At 67.6% G+C, this 18,087-nt stretch carries 16 protein-coding genes and 1 pseudogene; 14 read left to right on the top strand and 3 right to left on the bottom strand.

Going from position 1 to position 18,087, the window contains the following annotated elements:
• Positions 1 to 195 precede the first annotated feature (195 nt).
• From AB5J53_RS05180 to AB5J53_RS05150, 7 genes are all read left to right on the top strand, one after another.
• Positions 196 to 837, top strand: coding sequence for an HAD family hydrolase (locus AB5J53_RS05180; RefSeq protein WP_369244443.1), 642 nt, complete (start codon positions 196 to 198; stop codon positions 835 to 837).
• 100 nt (positions 838 to 937) lie between these two features.
• Positions 938 to 2,125 (top strand): helix-turn-helix domain-containing protein, encoded by a 1,188-nt coding sequence (locus tag AB5J53_RS05175; protein WP_369244442.1) that lies wholly within the window; start codon positions 938 to 940, stop codon positions 2,123 to 2,125.
• A gap of 614 nt (positions 2,126 to 2,739) precedes the next feature.
• A complete protein-coding gene (locus AB5J53_RS05170) occupies positions 2,740 to 3,198 on the top strand; it encodes a DUF6415 family natural product biosynthesis protein (protein WP_369244441.1) in 459 nt (152 codons plus the stop codon).
• Between the two features lie 212 nt (positions 3,199 to 3,410).
• The gene (locus tag AB5J53_RS05165; RefSeq protein ID WP_369244440.1) at positions 3,411 to 3,911 is read left to right on the top strand and encodes a hypothetical protein; all 501 of its coding nucleotides are present in this window, start codon (positions 3,411 to 3,413) and stop codon (positions 3,909 to 3,911) included.
• A gap of 75 nt (positions 3,912 to 3,986) precedes the next feature.
• The gene (locus tag AB5J53_RS05160) at positions 3,987 to 4,640 is read left to right on the top strand and encodes a class I SAM-dependent methyltransferase (RefSeq protein ID WP_369244439.1); all 654 of its coding nucleotides are present in this window, start codon (positions 3,987 to 3,989) and stop codon (positions 4,638 to 4,640) included.
• Between the two features lie 134 nt (positions 4,641 to 4,774).
• Positions 4,775 to 5,902 carry a hypothetical protein gene (locus AB5J53_RS05155; RefSeq protein ID WP_369244438.1) on the top strand — a complete coding sequence of 376 codons (1,128 nt, stop codon included), beginning with the start codon at positions 4,775 to 4,777 and terminating at the stop codon, positions 5,900 to 5,902.
• A gap of 466 nt (positions 5,903 to 6,368) precedes the next feature.
• Positions 6,369 to 7,004 (top strand): DUF6461 domain-containing protein, encoded by a 636-nt coding sequence (locus AB5J53_RS05150; protein WP_369244437.1) that lies wholly within the window; start codon positions 6,369 to 6,371, stop codon positions 7,002 to 7,004.
• 222 nt (positions 7,005 to 7,226) lie between these two features.
• Here the strand turns inward: AB5J53_RS05150 and AB5J53_RS05145 are convergent, their stop codons facing one another.
• On the bottom strand, positions 7,227 to 7,403 hold the full coding sequence (locus tag AB5J53_RS05145) for a DUF6207 family protein (protein ID WP_369244436.1): 177 nt from the start codon (positions 7,401 to 7,403) through the stop codon (positions 7,227 to 7,229).
• Between the two features lie 174 nt (positions 7,404 to 7,577).
• Here AB5J53_RS05145 and AB5J53_RS05140 point away from each other — a divergent pair.
• From AB5J53_RS05140 to AB5J53_RS05115, 6 genes and pseudogenes are all read left to right on the top strand, one after another.
• A pseudogene (locus AB5J53_RS05140) lies at positions 7,578 to 8,255 on the top strand (DUF2637 domain-containing protein); the annotation flags it as partial.
• A gap of 1,398 nt (positions 8,256 to 9,653) precedes the next feature.
• Positions 9,654 to 11,312 carry an IS21 family transposase gene (gene istA, locus AB5J53_RS05135; protein WP_369244435.1) on the top strand — a complete coding sequence of 553 codons (1,659 nt, stop codon included), beginning with the start codon at positions 9,654 to 9,656 and terminating at the stop codon, positions 11,310 to 11,312.
• Entirely contained in the window at positions 11,309 to 12,112 is an 804-nt protein-coding gene (gene istB / locus AB5J53_RS05130; RefSeq protein ID WP_369244434.1) for an IS21-like element helper ATPase IstB, read from the top strand. The genes istA and istB overlap by 4 nt, the downstream gene beginning before the upstream one ends.
• 166 nt (positions 12,113 to 12,278) lie before the next feature.
• On the top strand, positions 12,279 to 13,478 hold the full coding sequence (locus tag AB5J53_RS05125) for an NAD(P)/FAD-dependent oxidoreductase (protein ID WP_369244433.1): 1,200 nt from the start codon (positions 12,279 to 12,281) through the stop codon (positions 13,476 to 13,478).
• 22 nt (positions 13,479 to 13,500) lie between these two features.
• Positions 13,501 to 14,460 carry a sigma-70 family RNA polymerase sigma factor gene (locus tag AB5J53_RS05120; protein ID WP_369244432.1) on the top strand — a complete coding sequence of 320 codons (960 nt, stop codon included), beginning with the start codon at positions 13,501 to 13,503 and terminating at the stop codon, positions 14,458 to 14,460.
• Between the two features lie 280 nt (positions 14,461 to 14,740).
• Positions 14,741 to 15,577, top strand: a complete 837-nt coding sequence (locus tag AB5J53_RS05115; RefSeq protein WP_369244431.1) for a nucleotidyl transferase AbiEii/AbiGii toxin family protein — start codon at positions 14,741 to 14,743, stop codon at positions 15,575 to 15,577.
• 86 nt (positions 15,578 to 15,663) lie between these two features.
• Here AB5J53_RS05115 and AB5J53_RS05110 read toward each other — a convergent pair whose 3' ends face one another.
• Together AB5J53_RS05110 and AB5J53_RS05105 are read right to left on the bottom strand one after the other, a co-directional pair.
• Complete coding sequence (locus AB5J53_RS05110; protein ID WP_369244430.1) at positions 15,664 to 16,101, bottom strand: DUF4259 domain-containing protein; 438 nt, start codon at positions 16,099 to 16,101, stop codon at positions 15,664 to 15,666.
• A gap of 54 nt (positions 16,102 to 16,155) precedes the next feature.
• A complete protein-coding gene (locus AB5J53_RS05105; protein WP_358950878.1) occupies positions 16,156 to 16,281 on the bottom strand; it encodes a hypothetical protein in 126 nt (41 codons plus the stop codon).
• Positions 16,282 to 16,802: 521 nt separating this feature from the next.
• Between AB5J53_RS05105 and ltrA the strand changes: the two genes are divergently transcribed.
• Positions 16,803 to 18,065: a group II intron reverse transcriptase/maturase gene (gene ltrA / locus AB5J53_RS05100; protein ID WP_369244429.1), complete on the top strand. Its 1,263-nt coding sequence runs from the start codon at positions 16,803 to 16,805 to the stop codon at positions 18,063 to 18,065.
• Positions 18,066 to 18,087 lie beyond the last annotated feature (22 nt).

Raw genomic sequence — 18,087 nt, 5'->3', positions numbered from 1 at the left:
AGGAGAGCCTCGTACTCCCGCCGCTCGGCCGCCGACAGAGTGCCGCCCGCACGCAGTCACAGGCTGCGGATCTGCTCGTTCAGATCGGCAGCAGACCGCGCGGAACCAGGGCGTTCGGGGCTGCGGGACATGTCTACAGACTACGGTCGAACACTGACAACGGGCCTACCTGCGTGACACCGTAGGCTCCCAGGCGTGATTGACACCATCCTGTTCGACGTCGGCGAGACGATCACCCGAGACGACCGCTATTGGGCTTCCTGGGCCGACTGGCTTGGCGTATCGCGGCACACGCTCTCCGCCCTCGTCGGGGCTGTCGTCGCCCAAGGTCATGACAACGCCGCAGCACTTCGACTCATCCGGCCAGGCATCGACATTGCCGCCGAGTACGCGGCCCGCGAGGCAGCCGGCCGCGGCGAGCACCTCGATGAGACGGACCTTTACCGCGACGTCCGCCCCACTCTGACCGCGCTGCGCGAGAACGGAGTCCGCGTCGTCATCGCAGGCAACCAGACGGCGCGAGCAGGCCAGTTGCTGCGAGCGCTCGACCTGCCAGCAGACCTCATTGTCACCTCCGAGGAGCTGGGCGTCGCCAAGCCCGCACCAGAGTTCTTCCAGCGCGCCTTGGAGCTCGCGCAGGCCCCGGCCGACACGGCGCTCTACGTGGGCGATCACCCGGCGAACGACGTCCGCCCCGCACGTGCGGCAGGCCTGCGTGTCGCGCATCTGCGGCGGGGACCGTGGGGGCATCTGTGGGCCGACGATCCGGCGGTCGTCAAGGAAGCGGACTGGCGCATCGAGACCCTGAGCCAGCTGATCGAGATTGCTGCACGCTGACCTCAACGAAGCGGCCCCACCGAGCTGGTGGGGCCGTTCGCGTACACGCAGCGTCTCCGCGCGAGTACCGTTCGGAGTGGATGCCCGAACTGGAGACAGTATGCCCGCACACACCGACGGCGGAGTAGGCAGACGAATCGCCTACTACCGCAGCGTCGTCCGTCCGAAGATGACGCAGCAGGAACTCGCGGATGCGGCCCGAGTCGCCCTCGGGACGGTCCGCAAGATCGAGCGAGGAGAGCGAGGCGTCACCGGCGCGACGCTGGAGGCCATCGCCGGAGCTCTCGGCGTCGACCCGTCTCGCCTGCGTAGCGACCGCGGCCCCGCCCACACAGAGGTCCGCGAAGCGTTACCGGCTCTCTCCGCTGCTATCGTCACCTACGATCTGCCCGAAGACGGGCCAGTCCGTCCCATGCATGAACTGCGGATAGCGGTAGACGAGGCCGCCAAGTGGCGACTCGGCGCCCAGTACACACGCATCGCCCGCAGGCTTCCCGCACTCCTCAGTGAACTCGCTCGCGCCTACCACGCGGCGCCCGCACACGAGCGGGCCGACGCGGCCAGCCTTGTGGTCAGCGCCTACCGCTCGGCCGACGCTGTCGCCTACAAGTTCGGCGCCCGCGACCTCTCCGCACGCATGGTCGACATCATGCGGTGGGCCAGCCCAGAGGCCGAAGACCCACTGCTCGCCGCCTCCGTCGCCTACGTCCGCACCGAGACCTACTTCGCCGCGCGGGCGCACGCTGCCGGGCTCCGCTCCCTGGAGCTCGCGCTCGACGCCGCCCCGGAGCCCACTACCCCAACGGAGACCGCGGCGCGCGGAGCCCTCCATATGCGAGCCGCCGTCATCGCCGGCCGGTCCTCCGACGCGGACGCCGCAGAGACACACCTGAGCGAGTCCCGCGCCCTTGCCGATCGAGTACCCGAAGACGTCTACTACGGCACAGCCTTCGGACCCGACTCCGTAAGGACCCACGAGGTGTCCGTTGCCGTCAGTCTCGGTGGGGACCACGTCGGCCAGGCGCTCGACGTTGCCCGCGAATGGAAGCCGCCCGCCAGCCTGCCAGCCGAGCGGCGCAGCGGTTTCTACATCGAACTCGCCCGTGCCCAGCTGTGGGCGGGAGTCGCTGATGACGCCTTCGAGTCGCTGAAGGTCGCCCGTCGCATCGCCCCACAGCACACGCGCGAACACCCCTGGGTCCGCGAAGACGCCGCCACGCTCCGTCGGCTGAAGCGGGCCGACTCCGAGACGCTCACCAACTTCGCTGAGTGGTGCGCCGCCACCTGACCTGTACCCCAACTACCCCTCGCCGGGGTACTTGTGGCTCCTCCATGCCCCCACCATCTGTCCCACGCGCAGGAATCGGCAGATGGGAATGGGGATGCCTGATGCACTCCCGCTCGCTCGGGCGGTCGTCGACCCCTCAGTGAGCATCGTCCGCCTTCACGGCGAGGCGTGCTTCTACTGCGGTGCCGTCAACCTGCCCCTGCGCGCTGCCGGCGTGGTGGTCGTCCGCGGCAGCAGCCGCGAGTGGCTCATCGTCACCTGCGGCTGCCGCCCTGGCAGGGCGCCTGCGCACCCGGCGGAAAGCATCAGTCCCCGCGAGCCGCGCGAACGGCCCCGGGGCATGGCCAACGCTCAAACCAGCGAGGGAGCGTCGACGCGATGAACGGTACAGCCCGGCATCACCCGCGCCCACAGGGCGCAAAGATGACGATCTCGGTCTACACGGTCACCCGCGAGGGTATCGTCAGCCCGCCGCGCGCCACGGTGAGCGTGCCCCGTGACTACATGCCTGAGCAGGAAGGGATGAACACGAGGTTCCCGGACTGCGCCTGCCCGCTTCACGGGCAGGCAGGTGGAATCCGGTGAAGGCCGTCGCAGTGCCTGGTGCCAGTCCCGTGGACTTGGCCACCATGCGCCAGACCATCGCTCTTCTTCTGCCGCCCGACGAGGACGCGACCACCGTCCAGGGCGTGGGCGCACTCACGCACACCCTGCGCGGACACATGGAGCTCCTCATCCCCGAGGTCGAGGTCGCTGCGCTCAAGCAGCCCAAAGACGACATCCCCCGGTACTGCGCGCTCGCCTGCATCGGTGAGGCCCGAGGAAAGCTTCGCGCCACACCTGGCCCCGGCGCACACGGAGCCCTCGCATACGCCCGGAAGCTGAGCCGCTCGCTCGCTGCCCTGTGTGACCACTACGAGGCGCTGACCGGCGTCACGATGTGCCTGACCTGCGACAAGCCGATCAGGCAGGGCGAGGACTCGCAGCCCTACGACAACGTCAGCCAGTCCGGAGGCGCAGCCACAGCTGGCCAGATTCACAGCAGTTGCGCCAACACGGTGCGCCGTCACTGACGACCGCGCACCCTGCCCGCCCCGGCAACAGGGGCCCTAAGGCGGCCGTCCGGGTCAGGGCCGCACCCACAGATGCCCGTCCCGTCGGAGGTCCCGGAAGGACTCCGGCGGGACGGGTGCCAAGCGCCGCCCCGGGCCCCAACCCTGGACAGGTCGAGCCCCGGGGCGGCTCCTCCGCAAGGCACGGCACGACACCCCAGAAGGGAACGTCCATGACCGTCACCCTCGAACAACCCGCCCGCACTGGTACACGGGACCCGAAGGAACTCCTCAACGCGGTCGCCCCGCACATCACCGAGCTGACCGTGAACGTCTTCGACTCCGCCATGAGCATCTGGGACCGCGAAATCGCGCTGCTTCTGCGCGACCACACCATGGTCCGCGACATGGCCGAACGGATCCTCTCCAACGGCGTGATGTACGTCATGGGTTCAATCGAAAACCCGGACGTGCACCTCGGCGTCGGCAAGCTCGTCGACATCGGCGTCCACCAGCTGATCCTCGACACACCTGTCTGGTGGGGCATCTGCCGCCTCTACAACGGCGGCCGGTTCAAGCATCACGCACCGTTCATCGAGCGCCGCAGCGACGGCCTGTGCCTGCGCACCGGCGACTTCCTCAAGAGCCAGGGATGGGCCATCGACGAAGAGCTATGGGCCATCGACGGCGCGGACTGCTCACCTTGCGACGACAAGGTCCCCGACAGCCACTGAGCCGCTACAGTCGCCCCCGTCCTCACGGCTCCCGAGGGCGGGGGCTCCCGCATCCCGACGACCAGAGGAACAACTGTGCCCGTACCCCACGACATCCCCGCCGAGACCGAACTGTGGGACACCTACGCCAAAAGCGCGTTCGACGCGGACGCCGAGCCCTCGTTCTGCTGGACGCAGTACGCCGGCCACGGCCCCGGCCCTGAACTCCTTGGCACCCCGGAATCGGTGCTGGAGATCGGCTGCGGCACCGGCCGCGCCCTCGCCCACCTCGCGCAGGAGGGGGTGAAGGCGGCCGGTGTCGACCTGTCGCCGCGCATGACGGAACTCGCGGGCGAGCGGTGGGCGCCGCTCGGTGTGCGCATCGAGCAGGGCGAGGTCCTCGACTGGCTCACCGCCGACGGCGCCCGGTACGACGCGGTGTACTCGATCTTCGGTGCGGTCTGGTTCACCGACCCGTCCCGGCTGTTCCCGCTCGTGCGCGAGCACTTGGCGTCGGGTGGTGTCTTCGTATTCTCCCAGCCGCCCGCGATCCCGGGCGCGTACGGTCCGCAGGGCATGTACAAGGGCGGCTTCGCGGGCAAGGCCATGTTCACCTATCGCTACAGCTACCGCCCCGCGGTGTGGGAGCGCCTGCTGCTCTCTGCCGGATTCACTAGCGCGGAGGCGCGCATCATCGACGCACCGAAGCCGGGGCACATCGGCACGCTGCTGGTGCGCGCCGAGGCGTAACGGGCTCAGTCGACGAGGACGGAGACGCGCTGGTCGAGGGCGGCGGCGATCCTCAGCACACCAGACGGGCCGCGGCCAGCACCGCGGCGGTGGCCCCGGATGTCCACAGCGACGGTCTTGCCGACGCTCTCCACGTGTTAGCGAAGCAGCTGGCTGCCCAGGGATCGGGATCGTGGTCGGGATCCCTGGAAGCGCTGAAGGCCCTTCAGGAGTCGGTTGCGTTGTGGCGCGGCTTGGTGGAGGTGGCCCCGGACGCCCATACCGCCGGTCTTGCCGAAGCGCTTCGCGAGCTCGCGAAGCGGCAGGCTGCAATGGGGCTGCCGACGAAGGGGATGGAAGCTGTGCAGGAGTCGGTTGCGTTATGGCGGGGGTTGGTGGAAGTGGCCCCGGACGCCCATACCGCCGGTCTTGCCGACGCCTTACGCGAGCTCGGAGAGCAGAGGGCTGCGGTGGGGCAGTGGGAGGTAGCACTGGAAGCTGCCCAGGAGTCGGTGGACCTATGGCGGGACTTGGTGAGAGTGGCCCCAGACGCCCACACCATCGGTCTTGCCGACGCTCTACACAAGCTCGCAATGCGGCTGCCTGCGCTGGGGAGGTGGGACGATTCGCTTGAGGCCACCCGGGAGTCGGTTGAGCTGTGGCGAGGGCTGGTGGAGGTGGCCCCGGACGCCCACATCATCGGTCTCGCCAGCGTCTTGCACAGCTTCGGTACGGACCTAGGTGAGGCAGGTCGGTCGGCGGAAGCACTGCAAGTCGTCCAGGAGTCTGCATCCCTGCTGCGGGGGGTTATCGGGCAGAAGGGCCATGCCTCAAAACTTGCTGCCGTCTCGCACACCCTCGGGGTGCTGTTGGATGCTGTAGGGCGGCCGGCGGAGGGGCTGGAAGCCATCCAAGAGTCCGTTGAACTGTGGCGGGGACTGGTGCGGGGGCTTCAATACACCACCGATCTCGCCCGTGCCCTGCTCGTTCTCGGAGCCATGCTGCACGAGGCAGGACGACGGATGGAAGGCTTAGAGGCTGCTGCGGAGGCACTTCATCTATACCGCAAATTGGTTGAAGTGGAAGGAAACGTCCACACTCCCGACCTCGCCGCCGCCCTGTACAACATTGGCGTGCAACAGCAGGGGGTGGGACAACGGGTGAAAGCCATTGATGCTGCGCGGGAAGCGGTTCAGCTCTTCGAAGCGCTGCATGGACGGCTGCCGCATGCTTACAAAGGCAAATTGGCTGCTGCCAAAGCATTCCTTCACTCCATCGCCTGACCTCGGTTGCCAGGCCTCCGCGGCTGCGGGGTCGGCGTGTTGCTCGTTGCGCAGTTGCTGCTCTTACCGGCCGGGTTCGTCACTGTTGGCGAGCCACGGGCCGGTCATGGTGGTAGACCACCAAGTCCAGCCGGTGCCACCCCTCCGAGGCCTGAGCCTGGAGCAGAACCGGCAGATCAACCTCGTGTTCGGCCGCGGCCGCGGCATCCGCGTCGAGCCCGGCCGAGATGAGGAGTTCGACCAGCTACATACCGACTACTTCGCCGTCTGGGACCGATCCCGCGCGAACGCGGCCGCCGTGCTTGCCCTGCTGTGGGCCCGCATGCGGCCCCGCACCGATCCTGGTCGTGTCCCACCAAGTGGTGTGGGCGACCGGCCTACCGCCAGTGGGTGTGAGCGCCGAGCGTTAGGTTCTGCTCGCGGGGGCTGCCATCGCGGCGGACCACCATGCAGGGAGGGCCGCTTGATGAACCGGAGATGTACGGAGAACGGGCTGCGCTGGATAGCCAATGTCTACAACATCAGCTTCACGCTCACACTCAGCGAGGGTCTCTCGCCGTACGAGCTGCTGCGCAGCGTCGGCGCCGAGGAGCGTCACATTGTCCCGCTGACCCGCTCCGCGGCACACGAGCTGCTGCTCAGGGATGAGGAGGACCACATCAGTGACCTCGACTTCCTGGACTGGGAAGACGAAGCGGCGATTGCCCGGCTGACGAACGGGGGTTTTCTGCCCGCCCCGCCGGACACCATCGTCCGAGCGGGCTCGGTGGCGGGCTGGGCGTATGCGCTGGAGGAATTCCACTGCCATACGGGGACCTACCTGGCGGCGCTGTCCCAGCGCGGGCGGGCGTTTTGCATCCATCGCAACGCGAAGGGCTTCAGCCGCGTCGACTACGCCCTCCACGGCGAGCCGGTGACGTCCTTCGAGCCCGGCCAGCCGCACCTTACGAACGGCGCCCCAGCCGAAGTGGCGCTTGGCTTCGTTCACAGCGGTAACGAGGTGGGCGACGTCGCGTTCCTGCGGTTCCTGGAGGGCGAGCTTGGCATCTACCTCCCGTGGGAGAAGACGGAGGCAGAGCTGCCGGCAGCCGCGTTCACCTGACGGCGCCTTCAGGTAGCCACGTCCACCCAAGAAGGGTCATGTCCCGCTACACCACTTGGCGGGACGCCATCCCGATCCTGTTCCTGTCACGGAGCCGCACCTGCGCCGACTTCCCCAGAGGGCGAGCGCGTTAAGGGTGGGTGTGGCACCGTGGACGCAGGCCTGGTCCGTCACTCCCCCCGTGGTGGCGGAGCAGGCCTCACTGCGTGCTGGAGGACTCAGTTACGGCCGTGGCGGGTCGAGGGGGAGAGCCTGCCGGAGGTCGGCATACAGGCGGATCCGTACACCGGGCTGGCCCGGGTCCCCGGTGGCGCGGTCGGTGGTCGCGGTCGCGCACATCTGGGCGACCCAGTTACGGCGTAAAGAGGGTGAGCTCCCGCAGCTGACACTGGTGCGCATCAAGCACGCAAGTGATCACTTTTCGTCGACGATCCACGACAAGCGGACCCGAAGAGTCACAACCTGCGGCGCATCGTGGGAGTGTGAGATCTGCTCAGTTGTGAGGCTCAGATGGGGGAGTGGGACGTGAGTACGGGGAGCGGCGAAATACCCCGCCCGGCTCGGGGAGACCGGATCCTGCTGACTCGGACACACCGGATTCTCATCGGCGTGGTCGTCACCGGTGCGGTCATCATCGCCGGTATCGGCTTCACGGGCTCGTACGCCGCCGTCCGCCAACTTGCCGTCAAGAAGGGCTTCGGGAACTTCGCCTACGTCTTCCCGATCGGCATCGACGCGGGCATCTGCGTCCTGCTCGCCCTGGACCTGCTCCTGACCTGGATCAGGATTCCCTTCCCGCTCCTGCGTCAGACGGCTTGGCTGCTGACGGCGGCGACGATCGCGTTCAACGGCGCGGCGGCCTGGCCGGACCCGCTGGGCACCGGCATGCACGCCGTCATCCCGATCCTCTTCGTCGTGACCGTCGAGGCGGCCCGGCACGCGATCGGCCGCATCGCGGACATCACCGCCGACAAGCACATGGAGGGCGTCCGCCTCACCCGCTGGCTGCTCTCCCCCCTCCCCACCTTCTTGTTGTGGCGCCGCATGAAGCTGTGGGAACTGCGCTCCTACGAGCAGGTCATCAAGCTGGAGCAGGAGCGCCTCGTCTACCAGGCCCGCCTGCGCTCCCGCTTCGGCCGCGCCTGGCGGCGCAAGGCCCCGGTCGAGGCCATGATGCCGCTGCGGCTCGCCCGCTACGGCGTCCCCCTCGCCGAGACAGCGCCCGCCGGCCTGGCCGCCGCCGGCATCGACGAGCCACCGATCCAGTTCACCGTCGAGCGGCCCCCGGTTGCGGCCCAGAGGCAGAGCCCCGTACGGGCCACCGCGGACCAGGAGAGGGAACTGGCGCAGCCGGGGAGCGCCGAGCCGCACCCCGTGCGGCAGGACCCGCTCGCAGAACTGGACAAGTCTCACGGCCCGGAGGGGGCGGACGAGCGGAGCGTCGGGCGGCTTGCCGACGCCTACCAGTCCTGGCTCGCCAACTTCGAGTCCGAGCCCACGCCCGCTCAGTTCGCCTTCTGGCTCCAAGACGAGTACGGCATCTCCACCGCAGCCGGCGGCCCGCTCTCCGATGAACAACTGCAGCCGCTGCTCCGGGTCCTGAAGCAGCGCTACGGCCTGCCGATCGAAGCCGGGACCGACTCCGGTGATCCGCAGCAGGCGGTCGATGAACTGTCGTGGGACGACTACTTCTACAACGCCTGGCTCACGTACGCGCAGCAGTACGGGGCCTATCCCGATGCCGGCGTCCTTGCTGCGTATGTGTACGAGCGGGACGGCGTCGCGGGCGCCGATGGCCGGCCCTTCACGGGCGAGGAGCTGGCGGCCTTCGTCGCGAGCTTCCAGGAGCGTGAGTTCGGCGACGCTGAACTGCCAGTCGACGAGGCGATTGCAGATCCCCGCGAGCAGACCGCTGATGAGCCTCGCCCATCAGAGGGGGATCCTGAATCGGTGCCCGCCGACGCAGGAGCGCACGCAGCCAAGGAGAAGCGAGCCCTGCGGGTGAACGCTGCCATCGAAGAGCAACCGCCGCCGCAGAGCCCTGCCGAGGGAAGCGACCTCACCGTCGTCGACCGGTACTACCTCGCGTGGATGGACTACCTGACACAGCACGGCGACGAACCCACCGCCGAGCAACTGTCCGCCTACCTCGTGCAGAAGGGCATGCATGGCCGCGGTGGAAAGCCGGTCAGCCCGTCCACCCTGCGCCGCTACTTCCTGCCCTCCCGTGTCTACAACGTCTGGGCCGAGCACCGGATGCGCAGCGACCAACTGTCGCCGGACGCCATTGCGCAGGAGTGCGCTGCCCGCGGGATCACCGCCCAGTACAACAAGCCCATCTCCACCGGCTACATCACCGAGCAGGCCGACGACTTCGAACGGCGCCGCCTGGCCCTCATCCGCTACCACGCGGACCCGCAGCTGTGAGACGGAGCCCGAAGCCCATCGTGCATCGGGGATCCCATCAGCCCCAACAGTCTGCGTCATCAGCAAATCCCCTGTGGCTTTGTAGGTCAGTTTTGAGGCCAGCGGTGGGTGGGTTTTGACTCCAGTGCTGTCGGCGGACAGTTGATGTCGGTGAGTTCTGACTCCACTGGGGGCCTTGCGGTGAGAGTATCGGAGTGCATCAGCTAGCCCTGGGTGGCTCAAGTGCCCTATTCGAAGGTCGAGTTGTACGCGGCGATACGCCATGACGCTCGGGTCGAAGGGCTGTCCAGCAGGGCTTTGTCGGCCAAGTACGGGGTGGGCCGCAGGACGGTCGCGATGGCGCTGGAGTCGGTGGCGCCGCCGCCGCGCAAGCAGCTTCCACCCCGGATCTCGCGCCTGGATCCGTTCAAGGCGACGATCGACGAGATCCTGCGGGATGACCTGGACGCGCCGCGCAAGCAGCGGCACACCGTCAAGCGGGTCTTCGACCGGCTGATCGACGAGCACGACGCACAGGGCGTGACGTATTCGATGGTCCGCGCCTGCATCGCCGGACGCCGTCCGGAGATCCGGAGGGAGGAGGGCCGCGGCCCGCCGCAGGCGTTCGTGCCGCAGACCCACCGCCCCGGTGACGAGGCGGAGGTCGACTTCGGGGACGTGTGGATCCACCTGGACGGAGTGTCCACCAAGGTGTTCCTGTTCTCGCTGCGCCTTTCGTTCAGCGGGAAGGCCGTGCACAAGATCTTCGCTTCGTGCGGGAAGGAAGCGTTCCTGGAAGGCCACGTCCACGCGCTTCAAGTGCTGGGCGGCGTGCCGCGCGGCAAGGTCCGCTACGACAACTTGCGCGCCGCGGTTAGCCAGGTTTTGGGCCACACCCGGGGCCGGGTGGAAAGCGACCGCTGGACGGCGTTCCGGTCCCATTTCTCGATCAACAGTTTCTACTGCAATCCCGGCATCGAGGGCGCCCATGAGAAGGGCGGCGTCGAGGGGCAGATCGGCTGGTTCCGCAGAAACCACCTGGTCCCCGTCCCGAAAGTCGCCTCGCTGGCCGAGCTGAACGCGATGGTGGAGCGTTGGGATGAGGAGGACGACGCCCGCCGGATCATGCAGCGGGCGCTGACCATCGGTGAGATGTTCGCCGTCGAGCGCCCGCTGCTGGTGGCGCTGCCGGAAGAGGAGTTCGAGACCGGGCTGGTGTCCTCGCTGCGGGTGAATCGCTACAGCCAGGTCAGCGTGCGCACGAACCACTACTCGGTGCCGGTCAGGTTGATCGGCCGGATGGTGCGGGTCGTGCTGCACGCCTCCGAGCTGGTGGTCTACGACGCGCACAAGGAAGTCGCCCGCCACGAGCGGCTGATCGCCAAGGGCGGCTCCCGCCTGGAGCTGGACCACTACCTGGAAGCGCTGGTCCGCAAGCCCGGCGCGCTGCCCGGGGCGACCGCGCTGGACCAGGCCCGCTCGGCGGGCAAGTTCACCCCGGTCCACGACGCCTGGTGGCAGGCCGCATGCACCGCCCACGGCGACGCGGAGGGCACCCGGGCGCTCATCTCCGTCCTGCTGCTGCACCGGCACATGGTCCACGAGCACGTGGTGGCCGGGATCGCGACTGCGCTGCGGGCTGGCGCGCTGACCGCCGACGCGGTCGCCCTGGAGGCCCGCAAGTGGGGCGAGGTCGACCAGGGCGCCGACCAGTCGGCCAGCCAGGACATTGCGCCGCGCCGGGTGGATGGCGGGGCGACGGTGACCTCGCTGACCGAGCGGCGCCTGGCCGCGCTGCCGCCCGACCCCAGGCCGCTGCCGTCGGTAGCCGCCTACGACCAGCTGCTGCGATTCCGCCGGCGTGCCGCCGACGGCCAGGCATACCAGGAAGAGGCACCGTGACCGCCAAGCGCAACCGCGGACTGACCGAACAGGCCGCCGACACCGCCGTGGACCAGGCATGCCGGATGCTCAGGCTGCCCACCATCCGCACCCAGTACCCCGAACTGGCCGAAGCCGCCCTCCGTGACCAGATGACGTATCGCGGATTCCTGGCCGAACTGCTGCTGTCCGAATGCGACGACCGGGCACGGCGCCGCTCGGAGCGCCGGATCAAGGCGGCCGGCTTTCCGCGTGAGAAGTCGATCCGGCAGTTCGACTTCGACGCCAACCCTGTCATCGACGCGGCCGCCATCCACACCCTTGCCAAGTGCGACTGGGTCAAGAAGGGCCTGCCGCTGTGTCTGATCGGCGACAGCGGAACCGGCAAGTCACACCTGCTCATCGCGCTGGGCACCGAGGCGGCAATGCATGAGTACCGGGTGAAGTACGTGCTGGCCACCAAGCTCGTCAACGAGCTCGTGGAGGCCGCCGACGAGAAGCTGCTGGCCAAGACCATCGCCCGCTACGGCCGCGTCGACCTTCTCTGTATTGACGAACTAGGGCATATGGAGCTTGATCGTCGCGGGGCGGAGCTGCTGTTCCAGGTTTTGACGGAGCGTGAGGAAAAGAATTCTGTGGCGATCGCCTCCAACGAATCCTTTGGGTGGACCAAAACCTTTACGGATCCAAGGCTCTGCGCGGCCATCGTGGACCGGTTGACGTTCGGCGGAAACATCATCGAGACCGGCACCGACTCCTACCGTCTGGCCGCCACCCGCGCCCGCGCCGCACAGCAGGCCGCGGCGGTCTCTGCGGGCTGACGAAGACGGCGCCGTTCTGCTGTGGGGACCGGACTCCTATCCGTGACTCACGGTGCAAGGTAGCCACTGCCGTGCTGTGACGCACGCCACATGTGGTTCCTGTCAGTAATCGGGGCGCTGTTCCGCTCAAGTCACGGAGAGCCAAGCGAACCGACAGGAGCAGCACATGAAGCACCGCATCGTCGTCCTCGGCGCCGGCTATGCCGGGGCCTACGTGGCCGGGACCCTGGCCCGTCGGCTGTCCCCGGCGGACACCGAGATCACCGTGATCAACGCCGAGCCGGACTTCGTCCAGCGGCTGCGGCTGCACCAGCTCGCGTCCGGCCAGGAGATCAAGGCTCCACAGCTCGCCGACGTCTTTGCGGGCACGGGGATACGGCTTCGCTTGGCCCGTGTCACCGCCGTCGACCCCGAGCGGCAGGTCGTCGCCGTGGCCGACGCCGAAGGCGGCGGCGAGCTCGGCTACGACACCCTCCTCTACGCGCTCGGCAGCCACGTCGCCGACCACGGCGTCCCCGGCGTGGCCGAGCACGCCTTCCACGTCACCAGTCGTCCGGCGGCGCTGCGCCTGCGCGAGCGCCTGGACAGCCTGAGTAGGCGGGACGAGGACGGGAGTGTGCTGGTCGTCGGCGACGGGTTGACCGGCATCGAGACCGCCACCGAGATCGCCGAATCCCGGCCCGGCCTGTCGGTGGCGCTGGTCGCCCGCGGCGAGCTGGGCGCCCCGCTCTCCGCCGGAGCCCGCGGCCACCTGCGCCGGGCCTGCGACCGGCTGGGCGTCACCGTCCTGGAGCACATCAGCGTCGAAGCCGTCGAAGCGACGCGGGTGCTGTGCGCCGACGGCATCGCCCTGGCATCCGATACAACCGTGTGGACGGCCGGGTTCGCGGTCAGCCCCATCGCCTCCGCCAGCGGGCTGGAGGTCACCGAGAACGGTCGGATCGTCGTCGATCGCACCATGCGGTCGGTCTCGCACCCGAACGTCTACGCCGCTGGCGACAGTGCCTACGCCATCGGCGACAACGGCCGGCCGCTGCCGATGTCCTGCGCTTCGGCCGGCTACACCGGCATGCAGGCCACGGCCGCGATCGTGGGACGCCTGACCGGCCGCAAGATCCCGAACACCAAGCTGGAGTACCTGGGCAACCACATCAGCCTCGGGCGGCGGGACGGGATCCTGCAGATCGTCGACAACGAAGCGCAAGCAAAGCCGAAGTATGTGGGCGGCCGCAAGGCCGCGCGGATCAAGGCGGGCATCCTCAAGATGTCACTGTGGACCACCTCGCACCCGACCTTCGGCCTGCCCAAGCTCAAGCGCCACCTGGCCGCCGTACCGGATGCGGCAGCCGAGAGGACGGTCGCGTAGCCGCCTGACGAGGAAGGTCCGCGTGGACAGCACCGCCACTGATCGCTTCGACACCAACCGGTTCGAGGCCAGCCGGAACCGGCTGGCCTCGCTGGCGTACCGGCTGCTGGGCTCCGCCGCCGACGCCGAAGACGCCGTGCAGGACGCGTTCCTGCACTGGCAGGCCACCGACCGGCAGTGGATCAAGGTGCCGGAAGCATGGCTGACCAAGGTCGTCACCAACCTGTGCCTCGACCGGCTCCGCTCGGCACAGGCCCGCCGCGAACGCACCGTCGGCGCCTGGCTGCCCGAACCGCTCCTGGACGGCGACCCGATGCTCGGCCCGGCCGACACGTTCGAGCAGCGCGAATCGGTCTCCCTGGCCGTGCTGACGCTCATGGAACGCCTGTCACCCCTCGAGCGGGCCGTCTACGTCCTGCGCGAAGCGTTCTCCCACAGCCACGCCGAGATCGCCGAAATCCTCGACATCACCGAATCCGCAAGCCAGCAGCACCTCCACCGGGCCCGGCACCGCATCACCGCCGCGCGCCCTAGCGGCGGCGAAGTCGACCCGGCATCCGCCCGCAGGATCGTCGAGGAATTCCTCGCCGCTGCCTCCTCGGGCCGCACCGAACGTCTGGTGGCTCTGCTCACCGACGACGCGACCGCGATCGCCGACTCCAACGCCGCCGGCCCGGCCAAGACGCTGCTGCGGTACGACACTCCGCAGCGCATCGCCGCCATCGCACGGGCCGGTTTCAAACCCACACCCGCGAAACGGAGACTTGCCGGCGGCATGCCCGCCATCCACTACGCGCTCGTCAACGGCGCCCCCGCCATTCTCTTCGTGATCGGCGACCAGGTCATCGGCGCCGTGACATTCGACATTACAGGCGGCAGGATCGCAACCGTGCGCGGCATCGCCACCCCCACCCGCCTCGCCCGCCTCACCGAAACCTGGCGGCAGCACGGACCGGACACACCGCTCGTCACCCAGTGGTGACCCGACACGGGCTCAACCCGCCACAGCGGGGCCGCCAGGTGGAGTCATTTCTCACCTACAAAATCAGCACCCCCACGCACCGGGTGGAGTCAGAACTGACCTACAAGTGGCGTCAACCGTCACCTACGAAGCCAAGCTGAGCGACGGTCACCCCCCGGCGTAGAGTCTGCGGACTCAAGTCAGCACGCCAGGGGGGGCGATTGATGGGCAAGACCTACTCGACTCCAACGGCCTTCAGAGCTGCGCTGAACCAGTCAGCGAAGAAGATGTCAAGACGGGCATGAACGTCTCCGACCTCATGCGGATCTTCTACTTCAACCGCCTCGCAGCCCGGGTTTTCACCCAGGACCCCGACGGATGGCTTATCAAAGGCGGCCAGGCTCTCCTCGTCCGCTACCGGGGAGCCGCCCGCCTCAGCGGCGACAGAGACCTGCAGGCCGCCCATCCCGACCTGACCCCGGACGAGGCACGCAAGCGCGTCCTGGAGGCTGCCGCCTGCGCGCTCAACGATTTCCTCCGCTTCGCACCCGGCAAGTGCACCTCCGCAGCCGACCCCGCCCGCGGAGGCTCGCAGCACTTCCAGGTCTTCCTTGGCCCCACCCGAGTCGACAGCGTCAAGGTCGACATCACGGTCCGCCGCTCCCTCGCCGGCACCCCTGAAATCAGTCCTCTGGCCTCCGCCGGCGACCTGCCGTGGCCCGTCGACTGGCCCACTGTTCGTCTCCGTCTCTACCCCCTCATCGACCACATCGCCGACAAGATCTGCGCCTTGTACGAGCGCCATGGTGATGGGACATCCAGCCGCTACCGCGACCTGGCCGACCTGCTGCTGATCAGCCAGCAGGAGGAGGTCAACGGGCGGGCGGTCTATCAAGACCTTCACCGGGAGGCCGACCAACGCTGCCAGCGCAGCATCGACCTCACCTTGCCCAAGTCCTTCGAAGCGCCGGGGCCCGCCTGGCACGACAACTACCCAGCCGCCGCCGCACTGGTCATCGGGCTGCAAGGATGCGGCACCTTCCCCGAAGCGGCCCAGGCTGCCGAGACGTTCCTGAACCCGCTGCTCGACGGCAGCGCGCAAGGACACTGGAACCCTGCGAACGCTTCCTGGCAATGACACAGAAGCCTGACATCCCTATGTGGCTCTGTCCGCGAGAACGGGCTCTGGTCCGATTTCTGTGACCCGACACTGTGGGTGATCGCTTAGACGTCGAAGAGGGTTTCCTCTTGTGGAGGGACCGGAGGGTCAAGGACGTAGCGAAGGCGGGTGATGTCGTGGCGCCACTTCGAGCCGTTCGCAGCGTCGTCCCAAAGTTCGGCGAGTTCAGACCGCTCGGAGGCTACTTGGTCCAGAGCGTCGACGGCGAGTGTTCGAAGGTCTGCGGACAACTCTGGCAGCGGCTCTGACGGACCGTAGTTGGAACATGTCAGTTCGCCATCCGGGTGCTGGGCAGCGACTAGGGCGGCCGCGGCCACTGCTCGCTCGCCGGCGGAGGCATCCAGGAAGTCCGCAGGGTCAGCGGCGCGTTTGAGCGCGCTGCGGATCATGGCTTCGCGTTCTTCCAGTGCTGCCTCGTCCAGGTCACCTCCGAAGTCGGCGGCGGTGTCGTTATCGAAGGGGCCGATGTCCCAGGTGCCCATTTCTCTCCTCGCTTGGCCGTCGGGAGATCGTCGCATTGGCCACCGACAGTGAGGTCAGGAGGCAAGCAGTACCCGCTTGCGCAGGAGCTTGAAGCCCGCGCGACCGTACATCTGCCGCTTGGTGTGTCCTGAACGCAGAGGGGAGTCGATGTAGGTCGAGTTCTTGATGCGGTGCTGCACGGATGATGAAGGTTTTGGCCCTTCGGAGTCGCCCTGCGGAGGGAGGCTCCAAACCACCTCATGCTGCGTTGGCTGAAGACCGTCGTGGTGAGCGATGAGGAAAAGGCGCCCATGAGGCGTCAGGTGGGGATCGGGAAGACGAACGCAAGTGAATCGTTGCTGACGTGTCGAAACAGATACCGACGACATCAAAACCGGGGTGTCAAGCGGATCCCGGGAGGAGTCTGGCGGGTGTTCCGCTTACTGGCCAGGCGGTGTCCGGCATGTAGACGACGTGAGCCCGGTCTGCGGCTTCCGTGTGGAACAGGAGAAGGCGCGCCCGGATATGCCCTGCCCGTGTGGGCGGGGGAGAGGGAGTGTCCCAAGCGGTGACCCCGTAAGGGATTGAGTACCGTCGCCGAGCGCGCCGGCGGACTGGTTCGTAGTAGCGGTGAAGTCCCTGTAATGGGGGTGGAGCGAAGGGACCGGGTTGTCCGTGGCTGGTTTGTTCGATCAACCGGAAGTGATCCGGGAGGAGTCGTGTGAACAAGCTGAAAGCACCAGACAAGCCGTTCGAGATTTCGAAGCGGGCGGTCTGGGAGGCGTGGGAGAAGGTCAAGGCGAACAAGGGCGCACCCGGAGTGGATGGACAGACGATCGCGGAGTTCGGGGCCGATCTGAAGAACAATCTCTACAAGATCTGGAATCGGATGTCTTCAGGGTCGTACTTCCCGCAGCCGGTGCGCGCGGTGGAGATCGAGAAGGCGCACGGCGGTGGCATGAGAATCCTCGGCGTGCCGTCGGTTGCCGACCGGATCGCGCAGACGGTCGTGGCCCAGGAACTGGAGGCGAAGGTCGAGACGATCTTCCATCCGGACTCCTATGGCTATCGTCCCCAGCGGTCCGCGCTCGACGCGGTGATGGCCTGCCGACAGCGGTGCTGGAGGACGGACTGGGTGATCGATCTGGACATCCGGAAGTTCTTCGACACTGTGCCGTGGGACCTGGTCGTCAAGGCGGTCGAGGCGAACACCGAGTTGCCGTGGGTGGTGCTGTATGTCAAGCGGTGGCTGGAAGCGCCGATGATGCTGCCCGACGGCTCGTTGCAGGTCCGGGACCGGGGAACCCCGCAAGGTTCCGCGGTCTCGCCCGTGCTCGCGAATCTGTTTCTGCACTATGCGTTCGATGCATGGATGACCCGGGAATTCCCCGGCGTCGTCTTCGAACGCTATGTGGACGACGCGGTGGTCCACTGCGTCAGCGAGGCCCAAGCACACCATGTGCTCGCGGCACTTCAGCAGCGGATGGGCGAGGTCGGACTGGAACTGCACCCGGATAAAACCAGGGTCGTGTACTGCAAGGACAGCAACCGGCGCGGCTCCCACGAGCACACCGCGTTCACGTTCCTCGGGTTCACGTTCCGGGCCCGTCAGGTGCGGTTGAAGACCGGGAAAATGTTCACCGGCTTCAATCCGGCGATCAGCAACGACGCCCTGAACAAGATCAGTAGGCGGGTGCGGTCCTGGCGGCTGCACTTGCACACTGAGGTCTCTGAAGCGGATCTCGCCCGGCTTATCAATCCAGTCGTGCGAGGTTGGATGCAGTACTACGGTGCCTTCTACCGGTCGGCGCTGTATCCCCTCCTGGGGCGCATCAACGCCTACCTGATGCGCTGGATCCGCAAGAAATACAAACGACTGCGGGGACGGAAGAAGGCGCAGGAAGCGTGGAACAGGACCGTTACCCAGCGGCCCCGGTTCTTCGCCCACTGGGCCTGGGTACCAACAGTCCCCGTCGTCTGGTGACCAGGGCAGCAAGAGCCGTATA

The sequence above is a fragment of the Streptomyces sp. R41 genome (genome assembly GCF_041053055.1).
Lineage (GTDB): Bacteria > Actinomycetota > Actinomycetes > Streptomycetales > Streptomycetaceae > Streptomyces.
This window is presented reverse-complemented; position numbering and strand designations above follow the sequence as displayed.

Excerpts from the sequence above, each read along its gene's own strand:
- AB5J53_RS05115 (WP_369244431.1), top strand. The coding sequence starts at position 14,741 with ATGAACGTCTCCGACCTCATGCGGATCTTCTACTTCAACCGCCTCGCA.
- AB5J53_RS05145 (WP_369244436.1), bottom strand. The coding sequence starts at position 7,403 with ATGCGCACCAGTGTCAGCTGCGGGAGCTCACCCTCTTTACGCCGTAAC.
- AB5J53_RS05165 (WP_369244440.1), top strand. The coding sequence starts at position 3,411 with ATGACCGTCACCCTCGAACAACCCGCCCGCACTGGTACACGGGACCCG.
- AB5J53_RS05175 (WP_369244442.1), top strand. The coding sequence starts at position 938 with ATGCCCGCACACACCGACGGCGGAGTAGGCAGACGAATCGCCTACTAC.
- AB5J53_RS05125 (WP_369244433.1), top strand. The coding sequence starts at position 12,279 with ATGAAGCACCGCATCGTCGTCCTCGGCGCCGGCTATGCCGGGGCCTAC.
- AB5J53_RS05150 (WP_369244437.1), top strand. The coding sequence starts at position 6,369 with ATGAACCGGAGATGTACGGAGAACGGGCTGCGCTGGATAGCCAATGTC.
- AB5J53_RS05110 (WP_369244430.1), bottom strand. The coding sequence starts at position 16,101 with ATGGGCACCTGGGACATCGGCCCCTTCGATAACGACACCGCCGCCGAC.